The sequence below is a fragment of the uncultured Corynebacterium sp. genome (assembly GCF_945649885.1).
Classification (GTDB): Bacteria; Actinomycetota; Actinomycetes; order Mycobacteriales; family Mycobacteriaceae; genus Corynebacterium.
The window spans coordinates 1-21,445 of the sequence record NZ_CALZFS010000037.1; the positions used below are offsets into that span (position 1 = coordinate 1).

General features: G+C 56.8%; 19 protein-coding genes. 12 read left to right on the forward strand and 7 right to left on the reverse strand.

Translation table 11 applies throughout. The features are described from left to right. The 4 genes from Q0M74_RS05785 to Q0M74_RS05800 all read left to right on the forward strand — a co-directional run. On the forward strand, window positions 1-829 hold an 829-nt coding region (locus tag Q0M74_RS05785; protein WP_293952364.1), incomplete at its 5' end, for an ROK family protein. A 175-nt stretch (window positions 830-1,004) separates the two neighbouring features. After that, the gene (locus Q0M74_RS05790) at window positions 1,005-1,736 is read left to right on the forward strand and encodes a 1-acyl-sn-glycerol-3-phosphate acyltransferase (RefSeq protein WP_293952366.1); all 732 of its coding nucleotides are present in this window, start codon (window positions 1,005-1,007) and stop codon (window positions 1,734-1,736) included. A gap of 244 nt (window positions 1,737-1,980) precedes the next feature. Further along, window positions 1,981-3,201, forward strand: a complete 1,221-nt coding sequence (locus Q0M74_RS05795; RefSeq protein ID WP_293952368.1) for an acyltransferase family protein — start codon at window positions 1,981-1,983, stop codon at window positions 3,199-3,201. 62 nt (window positions 3,202-3,263) lie between these two features. After that, window positions 3,264-3,464 carry a hypothetical protein gene (locus Q0M74_RS05800; protein WP_293952370.1) on the forward strand — a complete coding sequence of 67 codons (201 nt, stop codon included), beginning with the start codon at window positions 3,264-3,266 and terminating at the stop codon, window positions 3,462-3,464. On the opposite strand, the gene Q0M74_RS05805 is transcribed toward Q0M74_RS05800, so the two are convergent. Continuing rightward, entirely contained in the window at window positions 3,461-5,878 is a 2,418-nt protein-coding gene (locus Q0M74_RS05805; RefSeq protein ID WP_293952372.1) for a glycosyltransferase 87 family protein, read from the reverse strand. The two genes, Q0M74_RS05800 and Q0M74_RS05805, sit on opposite strands and share 4 nt — an antisense overlap. 183 nt (window positions 5,879-6,061) lie before the next feature. Here Q0M74_RS05805 and Q0M74_RS05810 point away from each other — a divergent pair, with 183 nt between their 5' ends. Both Q0M74_RS05810 and Q0M74_RS05815 read left to right on the forward strand, forming a co-directional pair. Further along, the gene (locus Q0M74_RS05810; protein WP_293952374.1) at window positions 6,062-6,565 is read left to right on the forward strand and encodes a polyadenylate-specific 3'-exoribonuclease AS; all 504 of its coding nucleotides are present in this window, start codon (window positions 6,062-6,064) and stop codon (window positions 6,563-6,565) included. 93 nt (window positions 6,566-6,658) lie between these two features. Further along, entirely contained in the window at window positions 6,659-8,047 is a 1,389-nt protein-coding gene (locus tag Q0M74_RS05815; RefSeq protein ID WP_293952376.1) for a class II 3-deoxy-7-phosphoheptulonate synthase, read from the forward strand. Window positions 8,048-8,159: 112 nt separating this feature from the next. On the opposite strand, the gene Q0M74_RS05820 is transcribed toward Q0M74_RS05815, so the two are convergent. The 3 genes from Q0M74_RS05820 to pknB form a co-directional block, all read right to left on the reverse strand. Further along, complete coding sequence (locus tag Q0M74_RS05820) at window positions 8,160-9,470, reverse strand: glycosyltransferase family 87 protein (protein WP_293952378.1); 1,311 nt, start codon at window positions 9,468-9,470, stop codon at window positions 8,160-8,162. 92 nt (window positions 9,471-9,562) lie between these two features. After that, complete coding sequence (locus tag Q0M74_RS05825) at window positions 9,563-10,789, reverse strand: glycosyltransferase 87 family protein (RefSeq protein WP_293952380.1); 1,227 nt, start codon at window positions 10,787-10,789, stop codon at window positions 9,563-9,565. After that, the gene (pknB, locus tag Q0M74_RS05830; protein WP_293952382.1) at window positions 10,790-13,060 is read right to left on the reverse strand and encodes a Stk1 family PASTA domain-containing Ser/Thr kinase; all 2,271 of its coding nucleotides are present in this window, start codon (window positions 13,058-13,060) and stop codon (window positions 10,790-10,792) included. Between the two features lie 102 nt (window positions 13,061-13,162). Between pknB and Q0M74_RS05835 the strand changes: the two genes are divergently transcribed. Further along, on the forward strand, window positions 13,163-13,534 hold the full coding sequence (locus tag Q0M74_RS05835; protein ID WP_293952384.1) for an Rv2175c family DNA-binding protein: 372 nt from the start codon (window positions 13,163-13,165) through the stop codon (window positions 13,532-13,534). 183 nt (window positions 13,535-13,717) lie between these two features. On the opposite strand, the gene Q0M74_RS05840 is transcribed toward Q0M74_RS05835, so the two are convergent. Together Q0M74_RS05840 and Q0M74_RS05845 are read right to left on the reverse strand one after the other, a co-directional pair. Then, window positions 13,718-15,295, reverse strand: coding sequence for an alpha-(1->6)-mannopyranosyltransferase A (locus Q0M74_RS05840; protein ID WP_293952386.1), 1,578 nt, complete (start codon window positions 15,293-15,295; stop codon window positions 13,718-13,720). Between the two features lie 9 nt (window positions 15,296-15,304). Continuing rightward, on the reverse strand, window positions 15,305-16,405 hold the full coding sequence (locus Q0M74_RS05845; protein WP_293952388.1) for a polyprenyl synthetase family protein: 1,101 nt from the start codon (window positions 16,403-16,405) through the stop codon (window positions 15,305-15,307). 109 nt (window positions 16,406-16,514) lie between these two features. On the opposite strand from Q0M74_RS05845, the gene metF reads away from it, so the two are divergent. Then, window positions 16,515-17,495, forward strand: coding sequence for a methylenetetrahydrofolate reductase [NAD(P)H] (metF, locus tag Q0M74_RS05850; protein WP_293952390.1), 981 nt, complete (start codon window positions 16,515-16,517; stop codon window positions 17,493-17,495). Between the two features lie 64 nt (window positions 17,496-17,559). Here metF and Q0M74_RS05855 read toward each other — a convergent pair whose 3' ends face one another. Then, window positions 17,560-18,168: a GNAT family N-acetyltransferase gene (locus Q0M74_RS05855; RefSeq protein ID WP_293952392.1), complete on the reverse strand. Its 609-nt coding sequence runs from the start codon at window positions 18,166-18,168 to the stop codon at window positions 17,560-17,562. Between the two features lie 232 nt (window positions 18,169-18,400). On the opposite strand from Q0M74_RS05855, the gene Q0M74_RS05860 reads away from it, so the two are divergent. The 4 genes from Q0M74_RS05860 to rsmH all read left to right on the forward strand — a co-directional run. Beyond that, window positions 18,401-18,826: an SAV_6107 family HEPN domain-containing protein gene (locus tag Q0M74_RS05860; RefSeq protein ID WP_293952394.1), complete on the forward strand. Its 426-nt coding sequence runs from the start codon at window positions 18,401-18,403 to the stop codon at window positions 18,824-18,826. A gap of 318 nt (window positions 18,827-19,144) precedes the next feature. Then, window positions 19,145-19,534 (forward strand): DUF3040 domain-containing protein, encoded by a 390-nt coding sequence (locus Q0M74_RS05865; protein WP_293952396.1) that lies wholly within the window; start codon window positions 19,145-19,147, stop codon window positions 19,532-19,534. Between the two features lie 513 nt (window positions 19,535-20,047). Continuing rightward, window positions 20,048-20,479 carry a division/cell wall cluster transcriptional repressor MraZ gene (gene mraZ, locus Q0M74_RS05870; protein WP_293952398.1) on the forward strand — a complete coding sequence of 144 codons (432 nt, stop codon included), beginning with the start codon at window positions 20,048-20,050 and terminating at the stop codon, window positions 20,477-20,479. A 245-nt stretch (window positions 20,480-20,724) separates the two neighbouring features. Then, window positions 20,725-21,445 (forward strand): 16S rRNA (cytosine(1402)-N(4))-methyltransferase RsmH (gene rsmH / locus Q0M74_RS05875; RefSeq protein ID WP_293952400.1); only part of this gene is annotated, 721 nt, incomplete at its 3' end.

The window sequence follows — 21,445 nt, forward strand, 5'->3', positions numbered from 1 at the left end:
TGGAATCGCAGACCTGGTGTCAGAGCTGGGTCGTGATCACCAGATTGATGCTGTTGGCCTGGCTGTCGCGGGCTTTCTTGATCCTGCCTGCGAGATAGTGCGTTTCGCCCCGCATCTGCCCTGGCGCGATGCACCTGTCCGTGTCCGATTGGAAGACAGACTGAAACTTCCTGTTCGCTTGGAGCATGACGCCAATTCCGCCGCCTGGAGTGAGTACCGTTTCGGTAGCGCCCAGGGCTCGGATAACTGGGTGCTGTTGGCCATTGGAACCGGCATCGGTGCGGCGCTGATCGTCGACGGGGAGATTTACCGTGGTGCTTATGGAACCGCACCGGAATTCGGCCACCTGCGTGTGGTTCCCAATGGGCGCCCTTGCCCCTGCGGCAAGACCGGTTGTCTCGAACGTTATTGTTCCGGCACCGCCCTGGTGGATACCGCCCGCGAATTGGCTGACACCGGAACCTTCACCAACAGTGCTCTATTGGATGTGCTGCGCCGTGAGCCGGACACCTTCAACGGCAAGATGATCACCACCGCCGCCCGCGAACGTGATCCGCTGGGTGTTGCCGTGATGGAGGATTTCAGCACCTGGCTGGGTGAATGCCTATCCATGGTGGCAGATATTTTGGATCCGGAGCTCATCGTCATCGGCGGGGGAGTATCCAGTGATGCCGATATCTACCTGGAGACAGCCGTCGCACACTTCTCCACGCGCCTTGTGGGTACAGGCTACCGCCCCCTGGCACGCGTGGGCACCGCACGACTGGGCTCAGATGCCGGCATAATCGGCGTTGCTGACCTGGCGCGCAGTGCGGTCGCCTCCCGCTGACAGCTTGTCGACGCGCCCCCTTTCCCACAACTCTGTGGTGAAGCTTCAAGACTCGCGGGTACACTTACCCAACATAAAGTGGTGCGTGAAGTAGTCTGGAAACTCGTTGGCCGGGGCCTGAGATTCCCCGGTGGGCACCCCTTATGAAAATGCGCGGAAAGGTACATCGGACACCATGCAGAACAAGTGGTACTGGATTTTTAAACATGTTCTGATCGGCCCATTTCTGAATGTGTACAACCGTCCGGAAATCACCGGTGTAGATAACATTCCAGCTGAGGGGCCAGTCATCCTGGCATCCAACCACCAGGCTGTGATGGATTCCTTCTACTTCCCCCTCAAATGCCCGCGCCAGATGGTGTTTCCTGCCAAATCTGAATACTTTACGGCTCCGGGATTCAAGGGGAAGTTCAAGAGGTGGTTCTTCAAATCACTGGCACAGGCACCACTGGACAGGGAAGCAGGCAATGCGCTGGACTCCCTGCGTTCCACCGCTAAGAAGATTCTGGGTTCCGGTACCGCTCTGGGAATCTACCCGGAAGGAACCCGTTCCCCGGATGGCCGTATCTACAAGGGCAAGGTTGGTATGGCCGTGGTGGCATTGGAAACCGGGGCACCGGTTGTGCCCATCGCCATGATCGGAAGCCGTGATGCCAACCCGATCGGTACCGCCTTCCCACGTCCGAAGAAGGTCCGGATGAAGGTGGGCGAAGCCATCGACCCCACGGCTTTCGCAGCGGAACATAACCTGGATCCAACAAGCCGTGAGACAGCCCGGGCTCTTACTGATCATGTGATGTTGATCTTGTCTGACATGAGCGGTCAACCCTATGTGGATGTTTATGCCCAGGACGTGAAGAAGTCTCTTGCTGCAGGTAACGGTTACCCAGAGGGTGCACAACCTTAAGAATCCACTTGTGAATAGGTCACCAGGGCTAGGTTCCACAGTCTGTGAAACCTGTTTGCCTTTTATTTACTTAAGATTGTGCCTCCGGTAGCCTCTTAGCTGGTTCGGAATCCGTACGTGATTCCAGAGGCATGGCTGTCACCAGCCGTTGTTGTCAATAGGATAACCAGTACGCACCGCAGAGGGTTCCATATTCTGCACTTTCGCCGGTACGTAATGTTGTCACCGAGGAGTGCTTAATTTTATGAAACCAGGAAGCAGCATCAGTGCTGTTCCAGTGGCAACACAGAAAGCCCGCATGGATTGGCCGGATGTGGCCAAGGGGCTTTCCATCCTCGGTGTTGTATTCTTGCATGTCTCCATGGTGGTCCCCGAGGGGGAGGATTCTTTCCTCGCGCAGTTGAATCACTTCCTGGATCCGCTGCGGATGCCACTGTTCTTCCTGGTTTCAGGATTCTTCTCTGTGAAGGTGCTGAACTTCACCTTCGAGCAGCTGTTCAAGCGTCGTCTGTGGTTCTTCTTGGTTCCCTATCTGTTTTGGACCCCCATTGAGTTGTTCTTCAACCGTGTGGAAGGATTCATCTTCAATGGTTTTGAGATGCCGGATGCCTTCTATTATGTGAACAAGGTTGTTCAGAGCACCAGCATGTACTGGTTCTTGTTCTTCCTGGTGTGGTTCAACCTTGTGTTGTGGGCAACCAGGAAGCTGCCGGTGTGGTTGGTTTTCACCTCTGCACTTGTTGTCCCCTGGTTGTTCATGCCGATGTTCGGCGACAATGAGATCCTGCGTAAAACACTGATCTACCTGCCGGCATTCCTGATCGGTGCCTATTTCAGGCCATTGATCACCCGTTTTGCCGATGCGGCAGGACGTCCGAAGGCAGTTGTTGTTGCAGTGGCTTTCTATGTTGCCGGCCTGGCCATCAGTGCGCTGGAAGATCTGCTGAGAACCCGGGAGCCGGGTGACTACCAGATGTGGTTCATCGCTCTGAAAAATGATGTTGCCACCCTGTTGGGCGGAGACCTCTCACCCTTCAGCATGGGACATCTGCCCGGAATGCTTATTCGAGTTCTCTCCCTCCCGGCGGGCGTGGTTCTGGCGGTATGGCTGACCAAGCTGCCACCGGTGGCACGTTTGCTTCGCTTCATGGGAAGCCACACGCTGGTGATTTATCTCGGTCACGCCCTCGGCCTGACGATTCTGTTTGGCTACACCCTCAAGTGGGAGCACATGGTCATTGACAATGATTCCACGAATCCGATGCAGTGGACTGGAACATGGCTGTTCATTGCCTTCTTCCTGGCCTTGGCAGGTTCCTACCTGATGTATCTGATTTCCAAGGTTCCGGTGCTGGGCTGGACCCTGCTCCCACCGAAGCTGCCTGAATCTGGTCAGCCCATCACCGGAAAACGTCCCGAGGCACCACTTGTAGCATCCCCACAAAGCATCTCGATGAAGAGTTAGAGTGCGCAGGGGCGTAAAATAGCAACCTGATTAAATCTCTAGATTCAAGAAGGTAGTGCTACGTGGATAAGATAATGCTGAGCAGATTGGGTGTGACCACGCTTTTAATCTTGTTTTATGTGGTCGTGGCAGCCCTTGACATATTTCGAGAAGTGATCGCCCCCATCCTGGTGATCGGCATTGCCCTGGTTCTCTTTGTACCTATGAAGAAGAAGGACAAGAAGAACCAGCAGCCGGAGTCTTCAGGGGCAGGGGAGCTCTAAATATTTCTTCCCGCCTGCGCTGATGTTGTTGCTCCGGAGATAAAGAGCAATAGTCCAATGGCAGCTGGCGCAATGGTCAGGGGTTCCACCAGCAGGTAACTGGCGGCCAGGCCCACATGATCAAACTTCTCGGGGTTGTTCAGGGGGAAGAATGACTCATAGGGCACCTGGATGGGGACCCAGTTGACCAGGGCGATAAAGCCCGCCAGGAATACCGCGAAGAAACGACCGGACCTCAGTAGCACGATGGCCAGGGGGATCAACAGTACCCACATGTATGCGTACACGGTTGGCAGAGCCACTGCTGGAAGCGCAATGCTCAGCACCGTGGAGAGTGTGGCTTCTCCGGAGACGTGTGTTTTGTGGATTGCCCAGAGTCCGCCGAGTACTGCGATGAGGAACCAGATGATCAGGATGATCGGGGAGTCCGCAATCCACCGGGTAAGGAAAGCTGACAGGGAGGCATTGTCCGCGCCATCATGGATGGTGAACTGGGCGTCGATAAACGTGGTGACCCCGGACGGCGCCAACAGCCAGCCCACTGCCCACAGCACTACCGCGGTGATGGTGGCGGTCAGTGCCGGCATCAGTCGACGCTGCACCAGCAATGCCAAGACCACGAGAACTGGCCAACCAACGAGCCCGGCTGTGATGCCGGTGAGCAGTCCGCGACGCAGCACAGGACGTGGGTTGAGCAGATCGGTCAGGATGAGTGCTAAAGCAAGTAGGGTCAGTGAACCAACCTGAAGTGCATTCTGAACCGGGTAGGACACCAGCGCGACCACCACGGCGACGGAGAAGGTGAAGACCGTTGGTTTTCTATCCAGCAGGCGCTGCAGGACAACCACCACGCACCAGACAAGTGCCAGGATATTGATGGCGCCGATGACCCACAGGGATAGGATGTTGTTGCCACGCAGGGGTTCCGTGATCAGATAACCAAAGTGGGTGAGGTCAACGCCTTCTAGGACCGCGGTGGGGTGTTCAATGAGGCGGAGATTGCCGTTTTCACCCTTGTACCAGGCGTTGATGGCCAGATAGATCGCCATGATGAAAAGAACAACCGTGAGTGCTGGATTCACACTGGTTTTACCATCGGCTGGGCGGTCTGTGCCAAATACGCGGGGATTGATCAGGGCGACGATGACGATGGCGATGGCCACCACCACATAGGAACTACCCGAGGGGTGGAGGAGAAGCGGCCAGGCCGGGGCGGCCTCGGAATCATAGGGCATGTTCCAGAAGGTGGGCACCAGCATGGGGACAGTGGAGATGATCGCCATGACACCGGCGGTGGTGGCTGTGGTGGGAGACTGCTGACGTTGAGTCCAGGCACCGGCGGCAAAACCCAGGGCGATGGGGATCAACCAGACCCAGTGGTGTGACCAGGACACTGGGGAGCACAGCAGTGCGATGAGGGAGTTGAGCAGCACCGCACCATGCGGTGATCCTGCTTTGAGAACGCGGATCATGGCGATGGCCACGCCGATGAGGGTCAGTGCCACGCTAGCCATCCAGATCAGTTCCACGAGATCCTGATTCTCATGCAGCAGTCGGCTGAACATGCCGCGGATTGACTGGTTGGTGATGTAGGAGAGGTTGCCGATGCGGCTGGGGTCACTCAGCGTCTCAGTCCAGTACACCTTGGAGCTGGATGGCAGGAGCAGGAAGGCCAGGAGGGTGAAACCGACACCTGACAGTATTGAGATGGTCGCACCTTTCCAGTCCTTCTTCACCAGGAAATACAGGCCGAAGACAGCTGGGGTGAGCTTGATGGCTGCAGCGAGACCGATCCAGAATCCACGTGGGAGCCAGGGCTTTTTGGTGAAGGTATCCATCAGCACTAGGACCATGAGCAGGATGTTGATCTGGCCGAACTGCAGGGTCTGGTTGACCGGCTCGGTGAACAGGGCGATGGGGAGGATGAACAGGGCGAACATCCGGGAATCCCCCACGGAGATTCCCTTGACCACCCGGCGTAACACGATGGCGATACACCACCACATCAGGGCAGCAGACAGCAGTGTCAGCAGCACCCCCATGGTGCTGCTCGGAACAAGCAGGAGAGGGGTGAAGATAACAGTGGCGATCGGGGGGTAGGTGAAGGGCAGTTGAATACCACCCACCACATAGTCCTGCTCATAGAGGTTGAGGCCATCGAGGAAGGCCTGTGCTCCTGCCCGGTAGACATCAGAATCAATGTGATAGAAGAAGATGAAGGCTTCAATAGCGCGGACGTTGAAGACAACAGGCCAGAGTGCCGCAGCCGTGGCAATCGATGCTGCCCAGATCAGTGCCACTCTGAGGCGCTTGTTGGTGATCCATGATGATCCCTGGGCCTGTGGGGACTGGGAGGGGTGTGTTGAGGATCCACCGGGTGTCTCATTGTCACTGCTAACCTGTTTGCCTTGCATTCTTCAGGATTCTAGCCGGTGGATTGCAGGTTCCCATAAGTTGAATCGGGCATTGAGTGGTTTTGCTCTGCTCCAATGGAAACCACAACGGAAAACAGACTGTGGTTGGAAGTACATTATCAGGCACCGCTACGATTGAAGGCTGACAGTATTTCCACCTAGCGAAAGATCACAGGGTATCCCGTGCGCTATTTTTATGACACCGAGTTCATCGAAGATGGACGCACGATTGAGCTGGTCTCCATCGGGATCGTGGCCGAGGATGGTCGCGAGTATTATGCAGTATCCACGGACTTTGATGGTTCCAAGGCAAACAACTGGGTGCGCTATAACGTGCTTGATAAACTGCCGAACCCCTCATCCGGTGTCTGGAAGTCCAATGAGAAGATCCGGGATGAGGTTTTCCGTTTCCTGACCTCGGGTCCGGGCAAGCCTGAGCTGTGGGCCTGGGTGGGTGCCTATGATCATGTGCTCCTGGCCCAGATGTGGGGCGATATGACTGGACTGCCCCGACAGATTCCCCGCTACACCCGTGAGCTGAAGCAGTACTGGGAGATGGCCGGGTGCCCACCGCTTCCCGCTCTGCCTGAGGGCAATCATGATGCTCTGGTTGATGCGCGCCATAATCTGGCGAAATTCAAGTTGTGCATGAGTGCATTGCCGCTGGGGCCGAAAAATCGGGTGTGAGGTAGCACTATCCAGCATTGTCCACTAAGTGGGAAGAACCTTCTGCTGTATTTCATTCTATGAAAATGGTGGAACCGTGCTATGAATAGGAGTGTGAGTTGGACAGTAGATATCCCTAAAGAAGTTCTCCCGGATCTGCCCCCCTTGCCAGAAGGCATGCAGGAGCAGTTCGAGGACACCATTTCCCGCGACGCCAAGCAGCAGCCCACCTGGGACCGCGCTCAGGCGGAGAACGTGCGCAAGATCCTCGAATCAGTGCCACCGATCGTCGTCGCGCCCGAGGTCATCGAACTGAGGAAGAAGCTTGCCGACGTTGCCAATGGTAAGGCATTCCTCCTGCAGGGTGGTGATTGTGCAGAGACCTTCGAGTCCAACACAGAACCTCATATCCGTGCCAATATCAAGACTCTGCTCCAGATGGCGGTTGTACTCACCTATGGTGCGTCCACCCCGGTCATCAAGATGGCACGCATCGCAGGACAGTACGCCAAGCCACGTTCCTCCGATCTGGATGGTAACGGCCTGCCCAACTACCGTGGCGATATCGTCAACGGTGTCGAGGCCACCCCTGAGGCACGCCGCCATGATCCAGCACGCATGATCCGGGCCTACGCCAATGCCTCAGCTTCCATGAACCTGGTTCGTGCACTGACCAGCTCCGGTACTGCAGATCTGTACCGTCTGAGCGACTGGAACCGTGAGTTCGTGGCGAACTCCCCGGCAGGTGCCCGCTATGAAGCCCTGTCCCGCGAGATCGATTCCGGTCTTCGCTTCATGGAGGCCTGTGGTGTCTCCGATGAATCACTGCGTGCCGCAGAGATCTACTGTTCACATGAGGCGCTGCTGGTGGACTATGAGCGTTCCATGCTCCGTCTGGCCACCGATGAGGAGGGCAACCAGGAACTCTATGATCTCTCCGCTCACCAGCTGTGGATCGGCGAGCGTACCCGTGGACTGGATGATTTCCACGTGAACTTCGCCGCCATGATCTCCAACCCTGTCGGCATCAAGATCGGCCCGGGAATCACCCCGGAGGAAGCTGTCGCCTACGCCGACAAGCTGGATCCGGACTTCGTCCCCGGCCGACTGACCTTTGTGGCACGCATGGGCCACGACAAAGTCCGTTCCGTACTCCCAGGTGTGATCCAGGCCGTTGAGGCTGCCGGACACAAGGTCATCTGGCAGTCGGACCCGATGCACGGCAACACCTTCACTGCCTCCAACGGCTACAAGACCCGCCACTTTGACAAGGTCATCGACGAGGTCCAGGGCTTCTTCGAGGTTCACCGCGCACTGGGCACCCACCCAGGTGGAATCCACATCGAGTTCACCGGTGAGGATGTTACCGAGTGCCTCGGTGGCGCAGAAGACATCACCGACGTTGATCTGCCAGGCCGCTATGAGTCAGCTTGCGACCCACGTCTGAACACCCAGCAGTCCCTGGAGCTATCCTTCCTGGTTGCGGAGATGCTGCGTAACTAAAGGTAGTTTTCCTCAACCCTTCAGATACATAAGCCAGGGGGCGGGGGACAGTTCACATGAACTGTCCCCCGCCCCCTGTCTTGTGTTCTTCAGTGGCTTAAGCTGGACCAGGCTAGAAAAAACTGGGATGGTGGGCAGTGGCATCGCTGGTGCGCTGGTAGGTTTTCAGGGACAACGCAAGCGTGATCATCAGGGTGATGGAGATCCACGTCCAGTCGGAGATCAGCAATTTCTCCCAGAAATTCAGGGCGAAGACATTGACTCCATCACGACCAAACCACCACTTGGGCGGCAGGATCAACAGGAAGATACTCAACACCAGTCCACTCCACAACAGGATCCGTGGATGGTGGGGATGTTGGACAAAGCGCACCAAGAACACCAGGGCCCACAGTGGCAACCACACCCAGTGGTGGGACCAGGAAATCGGGGAGATGAGCAACATCAACATGGCGTTGACCATGACAGCTTCCACATGGAGTCCCCGGATGAAGAGGTGGTGCATGAGGAAGGCCACAATAACAATGCTGCTCAGCGACAGCACCAGCCACAGGATGGTGGGCAGGGAGGATTCTTCAGCAGCCTGCGGTGAGGTCCACCAGCGGTAAATCATGGCCTGGAAGGAACTGTTGGACTGGAAGACGGTACTCACACCGGAATCACCACTGGCGTTGAGATCCAGCAGGGTGGTGAGGAAAAATTCCTTCGTGCGGTTCCAGGAGATCAGGGCACCGATCCCGGTGAAGAACAGCAGGGAGAGCACAGCGTTGAGGATGCCCCGGAAGTCCTTCTTCACCAGGAAGTAGAGCAACATAGCTAGAGGTGTCAGCTTGATGGATGCTGCAAGCCCGATCAGTACGCCGCGGGGGAGACGCCGTTTGACGGGTAGTAGATCATAAATCACCAGTGTCATGATCAGGATGTTGATCTGCCCCAGGTCTGCATTGAGGATGACCGGTTCTGTGAAAAGGACAATGGGCCACACCACCGCTGCGATGGTGAAGGAAAGCAACCGGTCGCGGCCACCAAGAACAGCATAAGACACCAGGTAGAGACAGGCGAGCAGCAGGAAGGATGACAGTGCGACGATCAGATTTCCGGCCATCTCATCAGTGATGAAGTCGAAATGCCCAAGAGGTGAAAAGAGGGCGGCGCCGATCGGTGGGTAGATGAACGGCAGGGAGACATCGCCCATGTCGAAAGGCTCAGAATAAAGCGGTTGGTTGTTGACAAGCGCTTCACCGCCCTTGGAATAGACAACCGCATCGATCCGCCAGTTGAATTTTTCCACAAGAATTTTATTGGCAATGAGTCCTGCGGCGATACCAACTGTTGAGATCAGGAGAAGAATCTCTCTGAAGGTGATCGTGATTCGCCTGGTTTTAGAATCATCGTGAAGGGCAGACTCCGGGGGAGTACGCAATGTTACGGTCCTTTTCAACAACATTGAAGGTTCATGGTCGGAACAACCCGCGGGTGTGTGAGACATAAAGATCCCATCCTAGACTTCCCGTCCTACAGGTTCCTATTTGTTGATCGGTGTGTTCTCTTCACGGTTGTTTCTGGAACCTGAGGAAAAGTGAAGAACAACAGCAGAACCAGGGAGAACCACAGATAGTGGGTGCTGAGAATATGCTCCACCACGGTCCAGTCAAACTCCACCCTGTCGGAGCTTCGGAGAAACATGTGGAAGGCCCCGAAGGTCTGGGCAAACACAGCCCAGAGTGCAAAAACCCTGTGGCCGGTGCACCAGAGGCAGACGGCGAGGGTACCCAGCCAGACCCAGTGGTGATGCCAGCTGACCGGCGAGCACAGTAGGGAGATCAATGAGACCAGGGATATCACCAACAGGTGAGTCATCGGCGTATTACTGCTGCGGAGTAGCCGTAGGGAGGCTGCTGCCACAAGGATGATCACCACGATCACCATGATGGCCCAGAGCGCAGTGGTGGCTTCCAGGTCAGGGAAGCGGGACAGCATGCCCCTGAGGGAGACATTCTTGGCAAACCAGGGTTCGCCGATCCTGCTGGAGGAGGTCAGCGTCTGGGTCCAGTACACCAGTGAATCTGCCGGATTCAGCAGCCAGGCCAGGGCTGTGGCTCCGAAGAAACCCGCTCCCATGCCCAGCAGTCCCTGTGGTTGGCGTCGGTGAAACCAGAGCAGCAGGAAATACAAACCAAATACCAGTGGGGTTAATTTGATGGCGGCGGCGATACCCGTGAGTACACCCAGGGGAACCCGTGGGGTCAAACGACCAACATCCGCGATCACCAGGGCCATGAGGATGGTGTTCACCTGGCCGAGGTCCAGGGTGCTGAGCACCGTGAGACTGCACATCAACACGGCCAGAACCACAGGAACCCGCACCTGCTTGCCAGCTGCGGACGCTGCCGAGGCAAGAGTCCTGGCCACCATCCAGAGTGCCACCACGGATATCACGGTGAGCACACGCTCTGTGGCGGTCTGTCCAATGACCTCGGAAAGCAACCACAGGGGAGTGAACACCACGGCCCCGAAGGGCGGGTAGGTGAAGGGCAGGCCCTCGCTCCTGGTGGGGAAGTAGGTGTCGTAGAGATCTGAGCTGGTCCAGAAATGTTCAGCGCCCTGGATGTAGACGTGCATATCCAGGAGATAACGCCAGGTGAGTTCCGGTTCGAAGGAGACTCCCACCGTCAGGGCACTAATGAGGACCCAGGCAAGCACATTCGGTGCGTAATGGCGGTAATTTATCGGAAGAGACACTTAGATTGCCCGTACCTCTATCTCAGCACCTGCAGCAACATCAGTTCGTGGTCGGGGAGTCTGGGAATAGATGCGGTCGTTATCCTGGTCTCCGGAATCGGTCAGCAGAACCAGACCAGCATCCTCCAGGATCTGGCGGGCATCCTCGACACGACGGCCGATGATATTGGGGACTTCAACCTGGCCGGCAAGTCCCAGACTGACCTGCGGGTTGGCGGGATCCACCAGCCCACCTGCCTCAGGTGACATGGTGACAACAGTATCGGCTGTTTTGGCAACTTCCTCTGGAACAGTGCTTGTCGACGATACCGTCAAGCCTGCCTCCGCGAGCATCTCCAGGGCTTCGGCCTCCTTCATACCAACAACATCCGGAGCTTCAATGGCGTTGGACACCCTCAGCACCACGCCATCACCACGGCTGAGCTCTGAGGTGCTCTCAGGGGAGGTGGCAAACACTGTTCCCCCGGGGGTGTCAGGGTCGAAGGATTCCTCCACACGTTCAACCGTGAGACCGGCATTATCAATCACACGGGTTGCCTGAGCAATGTCCATGCCGGCGACATCGGGCACAGCCACCGGTGCGGGGCCACGGCTGAGATGCACCTGCACATGTGACCCCACCTCCAGGGCTGTTCCCGGAGCAGGGGTGAGGGAGACGACATCACCTACGGGGATGTCATCGGAGTATTCCCCCGGGGCATCCACCCAGACAAAGGTCTGGTCTTCCAGGGCGGTACGAACATCACTGGGGGATCGTCGGTCCTCGCCGAGATCCGGAACAACTGGGCGCCCCTGGGAGACGAGGATGGTGACATCCTCGCCACGAGGAAGGCGCTCACCAAAAGAAGGATCAGTCCCGATGATGGAACCAGCCGGGACCTCATTATCAAATCGGGTGTCGGTCACAGAATCAAAACCTGCTTCTTGCACCACGGCAACCGCCTGGATCTCATCCAACCCCATGATCTGGGGAATCTCACCATAACGACCTGAGCCGAACCACCAACCACCCACGGCGATGGCACCTGCCAGCAGCGCAACGATGAGGAGCCACACGGTCAGCTTCAACTTGGAACGGTTGGTCACCGGTGCACCCAGTGCGATATCGCTGCCTTCACCAGCAGGGTGTTCAGGGGACAGTTCTGTCTCGTCACGGCGTACCGGAGCTGCCGGGTGACCTGCTTCAGGAGAAGACCCCGGCAGTGGGGTGGGGGCGACCATTCCTGGGGGTTCCGGGTGGGCAGGCAGGATGGAGGTTTCATTGGGATCGGAATGTGAGTGAGGATCATCCTGCACCGGAATCACCGATGTCTGATCTCTCCGGTCTGTCATCGGTGACAGGTGGGTTGTGAACATCTCTGTGGGCTGGACATCAGGCACTGCCGCATTCGCACGGTTGGCGGCTGAGTCCACAGGTACTGGAACCTTGAAACTCGGCAGACTGAGTTCCTTGGACACATCTTCCAATGCCGCGAGGAATTCCGCGGCATCATCAAAACGGTCCGTAGGATCCGGAGAGGTGGCGGTGGCCACCAGTGCGTCGACAAGGGAGGGGACTCCGTCGATAAGCGAGCTCGGTGCGGGTACCACCTCGGTGAGGCGGGCATAAGCATGGGCCATATCATCGATGCCCCGGAATGGGGTGGTGCCTGTCAACAGCTCAAAGAGCACAATGCCTGCGGAATAGACATCACTGGCGGGTCCGATCTCTGCACCCTCAACCTGCTCAGGGGAGAGGTAGGCGACTGTTCCCACGATCTTGTCATCGGTGGAATGCCCCGCTGATGCAGCACGAACCAGCCCGAAATCTGACAGTTTCACCCGGTGGTCACGGGCAATCAGCACATTATCTGGCTTGATATCACGGTGGACCATCCCGGCGGTATGTGCCGCTGACAGTCCCGTCAGGATCTCACGCATGACCCCTGTCGCCGCATGCGGAGGCATCGGGCCACGTTCTGCCAACAGCTCCCGCAAGGTGCCGCCGGTGATCAGCTCCATCACGATGAAGGCATGATCACCCGAGGAGGAAAAATCATACACATTGACCAGGTTGGGATGTGACAACTGGGCCATGGAGCGTGCCTCCCTACGGAAACGCTGCCGGAACACCGAATCATTCACATAAGCGGAATCCATGACCTTCACTGCCACGGAACGCCCCAGACGAAGGTCAATGCAGCGGTACACCGTCGACATGCCACCCCGCGCAATGGGGGTTTCAATGCGGTACCTGTCCTCTAAAACGTCACCGACCTTCAAGTAAGCCATGGAAACCAGTATGGATGACTGAACACAAAAAGTGGTAGCGGGATCAGGGCAGTCTCAACAGCCCACTTCACTGATCGGGGGAAAAGACGCTACATTAATGCTGTGAGTTCCAACTATGCATCCCATGACATCCTCCCGGCAGATGAGCCACTGCTCAGCCTCCCAGAAGTTTCGGAGCGCCTCGGCGTCGTCATCACCAAGGTGATGGACCTGCTCAATGAGCACAAGATCATCGCTGTTAAGCGTGATGGTGTCCGTTACATCCCGGAAGCCTTCTTCAGCACCAAGAAAGACAATACCAACCGTTTTACCCCTGGGGTCATCGCCCTGCTGGCTGACGGCGGCTACTCAGATACTGAGATCCTGACCTTCCTCTTCACCGAGGATGAGACCCTGCCCGGTCGTCCCATCGATGCCCTGCACGGACAGCTCGCCCGTGAAGTCATGCGCCGGGCGCAGGCCATGGCTGTATAAAATTGCAGAGAACCGTAGGGAACGTCCCCACCGGTGGGTGTCAGCCCGCCAGTCAACACCGTTGAAACCAGCACTGCCCACCTTGTCTGACACGGAAGGAACTTCCTTCCTGTTGACCCAAGGTGGGCAGTTTTCTTTTAGTCCGCCGGGTTGCGTGGAGCTGGTAGCAACGGCAGACAGCAGTTAAACAGCAGTGGAGGGCTCAGGGGCTGCAGCCTTGAGAGGGTGCTTCTCAAAGATGAACAACACCGACAACCAGCCGGCTATGGCAGCAAGAATCACCGTGGGAATGGTGTAGAGCTGATGGTTTCCACTGCCTGTGAACATCAGGGCAATGAAAATGGAGGCACCAGTGGCAAACTTCAGCAGCGCCGGTGGGGGATTGAAGGTACCCACCAGGGTGATCAAACTGGCGTAATACCACGGCAGTGTTACAGAGTTGAAGATGAAGGCAACCGTGTAAGCAGCTGTGGTGCCCATGATGGCGCGCCGGGCATTCTGCCGGAAGAGCCACCAGCAGACCACCAGTCCCAGCAACATGAGAACCATGGACACGGTGCGAAGTACCCCCACAACCGCGTTGTAATCGAACTCATCAGTAAACACCGATGCCACAGAGGAAATCAGCCCGGCGACCAGGGAGGGCATCGCCAGGGGGTTGATCACCTTGGAGTTGCCACTGATCTCGCTGATCCAACCCCAGGATGCCCCGGAGGCCCAGGTGATCACGCTGACCACCGCACCGGTGATGAACACACCCACCGCACCGGTGGCGAAGAAGGCGATGATCTTCTGACTCAACATCGGGGCCGGTTCAGCCTCATCTCCCTGTGAGAGGTGAGCAGTTTCCTTATTGCTCGGGGAAACCATGGCGGTAGTGGGGTGCTTAGTCAGCCTCTCCACCATCTGATGCATACCGATCCACACCACAAAAGGCAGGGCGATGGCCGCGGTGGCCTTCATCGATACCGCAACAGCGATCAGGGCGACACCCAGTGCGAAGCGCCTGTTCAAGGCAAGTAGCAGACCCACGCTGACCAGCCCCACCATCATGGATTCATTGTGCATCCCGCCGATCATGTGGATGATCATCACCGGGTTGGCCACCCCGAGCCACAGGGCAACAGCACGATCAGCACCGAAATGGCCAGCGATGCGGGGAATCGCAAAGGCAATGGCCAGAAAACCAGCGGTGGACAGCAACTTGTACATGATCACACCGGCGGTGACACTATCACCGACCACGGTGGTCACCATCTCACCAATCCACAGGTGCAGTGGACCATAGGGTGTGGTGGTGTTTCGCCAGTCATGCGACACCTCCAGCAGCATGGGGCCGGGATTGACGGCGGCACCCTCTGTGTAAGGATCAAAACCATCACGGAGCATCGCACCCTGCATGAGATACGAATACACATCCCGCGACATCATGGGGGCTGCAAAAAGCAACGGGATGACCACCGCGTACAGCGTACGTTTCACAAGCACCATGCGCTTATCGAAGCCCAACTTCCCACGGAACAGGACCCTGCCCAGGCTCACCCATGTGATCACCAACAAGACTGTGCCAAGCAGCATAAAGGCATTGGAGATGCCCTGACCATGCCCATAGGATAAAAACCCCAATCCCAGGGTATCGAGCACACCTCCGCGGTAGCGGATGGCGCCGCCACCAAAGGACCCCAGGGTCAGCACAATCGCGGCAATGATCCCGATGGGCACCGGGTTGGAGATGATCTTGGTGAACTTCTTATATGCCATGAGGTTTGTTTACATCCTGCGTTCGGTGGCGCGTACAGCCAGGTCACGCAGCTGTTCCCGGACCTGCTCAGGAAGCTGTGCAGCCTCAAGGTGGGCCAATCCGGAAGTGGTGAGTGCAGAGATCTGCTCCTCCACCGCTTCCTCAGCACCAGTTTCACGTATGAGCTCGGCGATCTCAGCAATCTCCGATGGCTGACTCACCTTGCCGATACCAGCTCGGATACGTGCAGCAGCCTCAGGAGCAGAGGCATCAGCCCGCTCCAGCGCCAGCGCCAGCAGGACAGTGCGCTTACCCTCACGGATATCATCACCGGCTGGCTTGCCGGTGATGGCGGGATCCCCGAACACCCCCAGCAGATCATCCCGGAGCTGGAAGGCAATACCGATGTCATGCCCATAGCTGCGCAGGGCGGCGATCAGCTCCGCGCTACCACCAGCCAGTAAAGCACCCAGGTGCAGCGGACGTTCAATGGTGTAGGCAGCAGTTTTGAAACGGTTGACGGAATTGGCCAGTTCGATCGACTCACTGGCACTGGCCTCCAGATAGATATCCAACAGCTGCCCACCGATCACCTCAGTACGCATGCCACGCCAGGCATCACGGGCACGAAGGAGCGACTCAGCGGATAAACCAGAATCCTGGAGCATGTCCTCTGCCCACACCAACGCCATATCGCCGGCGAGAATCGCAACGGACTCACCAAAATGCGCTGATTCACCCTCAAGATTGCTCTCTGCATGGGACTTCTCCACCGCCCGGTGAACAGTGGGGGCTCCACGGCGTGTATCAGAAGCATCAATGATGTCATCATGAATCAGAGCGCATGCCTGGATGAACTCCAGGCTGGCTGCTGCATCCAGAACCGCCTCCAGCTTCTCTGGACTGTTCGACGGACCCTGGGCAGCAATGAAACCGGCCCAGACATTCAGAGGACGAATTCTCTTCCCGCCATTGAGAACAAAATCCCGAAGATAGCTGACAGCCTCAACCACTGGACCGCCTATGGTGGCAACCTCTGCAGCACGGGCATCCAGGAACCGGGTGAGTCGTTCGTGGACCACCTGAGGAATCTGGTCGAGGTTTAGGTCACGGGCATCAAATGTGCTCAAAAGAGGTCCTTAGCCGAAATAGTGGTTGAGTTTTGAATCTTGCGGGATATGAATATATAGCTGGGTCCATTCAATCCCAATATGTCTACATAACATAAGATACCCAGACATGTCGTCAATGAATATCCCAGCCTCTTCGCAATGGTCGATCAGTGATGTACTCAAGCATCCGGTCCCAGGACGAGTACCGTTTTCCGTGGAATTCATGCCCCCACGGGATGATGCGGCTGAGAACCGCCTTTATCGGGCGGCTGAGGTCTTTCACGACCTGGGGGCATCATTTGTCTCTGTCACCTATGGCGCCGGGGGATCAACCCGTGAAAGAACCTCCCGTGTGGCACGTCGTCTGTCACGACAACCACTGACCACACTGGTTCATCTCACGCTCGTTGACCATACCAGGGAGGAACTTGAGGAGATCCTGCGTGGATACTCCGCATTGGGACTGATCAACCTCCTGGCACTACGTGGAGATCCCCCCGGGGACCCGCTCGGAGATTGGGTCACCACCGAGGGCGGTTTTGATTACGCACTGGACCTGATTGAGATGATCCGGGACAATCCCGAGTTCGCCCACTTTGATATCGGAATCGCCTCCTTCCCGGAGGGCCATCACCGCGCTGGGTCCCTGGAAAATGACACCCGGTACACGCTGGCCAAGCTGCGTGCGGGCGCTGAGTACTCCATCACTCAGATGTTTTTTGACGTGGATGATTTCCTGCGACTCCGTGACCGACTGGCTGCCGCTGATCCAGTTCACGGTGCCAAGCCGATCATTCCTGGTTTGATGCCGATCACTAGTCTGCGTTCTGTGCGACGCCAGGTTGAGCTTTCTGGTGCTGTATTGCCACGAGCTCTGGAGGAGCGTCTTCTCAAGGCTGCTAATGGTGATGAAGAGGCAAACAAGGCAGAGGTCCGAAAGGTTGGGATTGAAGTCACCTCGGAAATGGCGGAGCGGCTCATTGCTGAAGGCGTTCCAGACCTTCATTTCATGACCTTGAATTTCACCAGGGCCACCCAGGAGGTTCTGCATAACCTGGGCATGGCCCCAGCCTGGGGTGCTGAACATGGGCATGATGCTGTGAGGTAGTGAACAACAACCTGATGAGGGAGGGGACACAGAATTCGATCTGTGCCCCGCCCTCAATGTTTTTCTAGGAGCACCCCGTCATGTTGTCACTTGGGTTAACCGAAGGCGTGGTGCTGCAGGCACAGGGAAGCCCGGTGTGTAGAACCGCGAATTCTCGCTGATCTCCATCAAAACGGAAATTGCGGAGGAGGTCCTGGAATCCCATGGACCGGTAGAGGCCAAAGGCGGGGTTCGACTCAGCTTCAACCTCTGGAGTTGAGAGGATGGCATTTTTGGCGGATTGTCCATCTAACAGCTCGAGCATCATCTTCCGTCCGATGCCCATTCCCTGATGGCCCGGCATGACATGGACTTCAGCGACTTCGAAATAGTCCCGGAGAATCTCAATCTGATCGGTGGACGGACCGCCCATGTCCCGGAGTCCCCTACGCAGCTGGTGTTGCCACCAGTGATCCTGATCGCCGTTGAAACCATAGGCGATTCCAACAACCCGATCATTGAGTAACGCGCATGCGGCTGTGAACCCGAGGTTCAGGGAGTTTCGTCGCCACACGTTGATACGTGTTTCCCGGATCGCGGGATCATATCCCATGGCGGTGATGTAGATATCAACCAGCACGGGCGCATTGACCGAAAATTCTGGGGCACTCAATCTGCGGATAGTTAAGGACACAGTTCCCATCAAACCACGGAAGGGATATTTCCGTGGCCATGTCTGGAAGGTAGTGGGGTAAGTGACTGCACGGGAGAGTTTTAATGTCGGCCAGAATCCGAAAAAGCATTGACGCTATAGAATGAGTGTTCTAAAATTGGGGGTATGGTGTCCGGGCCACGTCCTAGGCTCTGAAACATCATGAAACCACTGGTATGGACCAGTGCCTGAGTGTTGGGAAGGAGTGAGTTTGATGGGCGAGGTTATTTCAGCAACAACGCGGTTTGCTCGAGCTGGTGGCAAGTCGACAGAATTCCTTTCGAAGGCGCGTGTGTTGTTGGCGCAGTCGATCCGGCATCGGGAAGAGGGGGACCTGGTGCTCGCGCTGGAACTCTCCTATCAATCCGCACTCAGGACCGCTGGTGCTGTTTTTGCAGATAGTGCGGCGGCCGCCAGAAAGCGTAAACCAACCGGCGCCTGGGAGCGGCTCCGTCTGGTGGATGAGAGGGCTGCTGCGTGGGCTGATGAGCTCTCCGGGTTCTCTCGTGTCAGGGCGCGGGCAGTCAATGGACTTGATGTGAATCTGACAGAGGCGATGGTGGACGCTTTTATGGTGCGTGTAGAGCAGTTCCTCAGTGAGGCAGAAGATGAGACGGGGTGGCTGCCAGCGGTGGCATAGTTGCCTGCAGGGACTGGGGGCATCAGGGGGAGGGGGTGTCTCGGGTTTTCGTCGGGAGGGGCCGGTGTGACGAAATCATCACATTGAGTGGCAAGGACCGTGCTGATCTCAGAAAATGACGCTTTAAGGAGCGGGTTCCGGATATTTTTCCGCGCTGGGACAGGCTTCTGGTGAGGGGTAACACTTTTTCCTGGGCATCTGCCTCATCTGTATTCGCTTCCTTTTGGGTGTTATTGGCGTAACCGGGAACAATCCGGATAATCTGGGCGTTAATAGGGCAGAAGGAAAAACATATCTACAACCCACCGGGAGGACACCATGTCGCTTTCAGAGCAGGAGCAAAGGGCACTGCGCGAAATTGAGCAGGCCCTCATGGCAGATGATCCAAAGTTTGGAAAGTCTGTTTCAGGCGACAGCGCGCTTACAGGCGGTGGTCTCAGCCTCCGTGGAATTGCACTGTTTGTAGTCGGCTTGGTGCTGCTGGTTGCTGGCGTGGCACTGAGTCAGCAGACCCTGTGGTTCGCAGCACTCGGAGTCGTCGGTTTTCTCGTTATGTTCGGATCCGGGGTGTGGATGCTCCGTGGCGGAGGCGGGAACGGGATTTCCGTTTCTCCGCGTTCTGGAAAGGTTGCCTCAGGTACCGCAGGGGGATCTTCCTTGGGTGACAAGATGGAGGAGAATTTCCGTCGTCGTTTTGAAGGGCAGTAGTTAATACATACTCCTAGAGGCTGAGGCCCCACCTCCCGGCTTGGCCATGCTCCAGAATCCGGTGAACCAGTGATGGTTCACCGGATTTTCTGTTTTCTCCCCCACAGGCCCCCACCCATATTGGTCTGACCATTAAATCCTGTGCGTGAACATTGAGGAATGCTGATCTGGGGATGGGAAATGGCAGGATATTGCCAGTTTGGAGGGGGTTTTCCGGGTTTCGAAGTGTTGGATCGGGATGCTGATTAAGGGGTCCAGAGAGCCTCAAGTTGCACTTGAGGGTCTCGGGAGGGGGAACTGTTAAAGTTCCCCCATTTTTGTTTTAGCCCCTTGACCTGTGGGGATCCTTTGCCTATGGGGGAAATGCTCTGTGGCACTTGATAAGAGTGGGGGAAAGTGGGGTAATGTGGGCGTCAGCGGTGGACGGTGGTCCGGCATGAGGGACCACCGCACACTGTTAGACACAAACTGAAATGTCAATGTCTGAGAGCTTGCAGGGAAGGGGCCCCGAGGATGTTCCTTGGTACCTACACTCCCAAGCTGGATGATAAAGGCAGGTTGACTCTTCCAGCCAAGTTTCGAGAGGAACTTGCTGGGGGCCTGATGGTGACAAAGGGTCAGGACCACAGTCTCGCGGTTTATCCGAGAGAGGAGTTTGCTGCACGTGCCCGCAAGGCAGCAGCAATTTCCCGGACAAGTCCAGAGGCGCGTGCGTTCATCCGAAACCTTGCGGCAAGTGCGGATGAGCAACGACCTGATGCACAGGGACGTATCACCCTTTCAGCCGGGCATCGCAGCTATGCGGGGCTCACGAAGGAGTGCGTGGTTATCGGTTCAGTCGACTTTTTGGAAATTTGGGACGCACAGGCCTGGGCCACGTACCAAGAGGAGACCGAAGCTGCGTTTTCTGCAGGTGAGGATGATGTCCTCGGTGGATTCCTGTAAGTGGGACTTCATCTGCACGGGACATGGAGCGCGTGTAAGGACTCCACTCGAAGAGTTAGCTCTGGTGTACTTCCCCAACATCAGATCAACATTTCGAGTGGGGCCCTGTACGCACTCCGTGAGTTATGGATAACGGACTGCGTGACTACCCAGGGATGGAGTGTCGCGCAGTCTTTTTGTCCAAACATATAAGTACATTTTTTGAAACACGCACTATCAGCCAGGGAAGAAGGGGGAGCAGCACAATGGATGATTATTCCATCGGTGGAAACCATGGTCACGTCCCCGTGATGCGGGACAGGATGGCCGCACTGATCGCCCAGAAGGTTGAAGCGATGGGGAGCCGGGCGGTTATCATTGACGCTACCCTCGGCGCCGGCGGGCACACCGAATTCTTCCTCAACACGTTTCCGGAGGCACGCGTCATCGGCCTGGACCGTGATGACAACGCTCTGCGTGATGCACGCGCCCGGCTGGAGTCCTTCGGAGATCGTTTCCTCGGGGTGAAAACCCGCTTTGATGGACTTGCTGATGTCCTTGAGGCTGAACAGGGACCAATCTTAGATCTGGCGCGCGCTGAGGGGATCTCTGGTGCACTCTTTGATCTGGGTGTCTCATCCATGCAGTTGGACCAGGTGGAGCGTGGTTTTGCCTACCGCACTGATGCACCACTGGATATGCGCATGGACGCCACCCAGGGGATCACTGCCGCGGATGTGCTCAACACTTACTCCCACGGTGATATCGCCCGGGTGCTGAAAACCTATGGTGATGAACGCTTCGCCGGGAAGATCGCCTCGGCCGTTCTCAAGGAACGTGAGAAGGAACCTTTCACCACATCGGCCCGCCTGGTGGAACTGCTCTATGCCACCATCCCGGCTGCAACCCGACGCACCGGCGGTCACCCTGCGAAGCGAACCTTCCAGGCACTGCGTGTTGAGGTGAACAATGAGCTGGAATCACTGA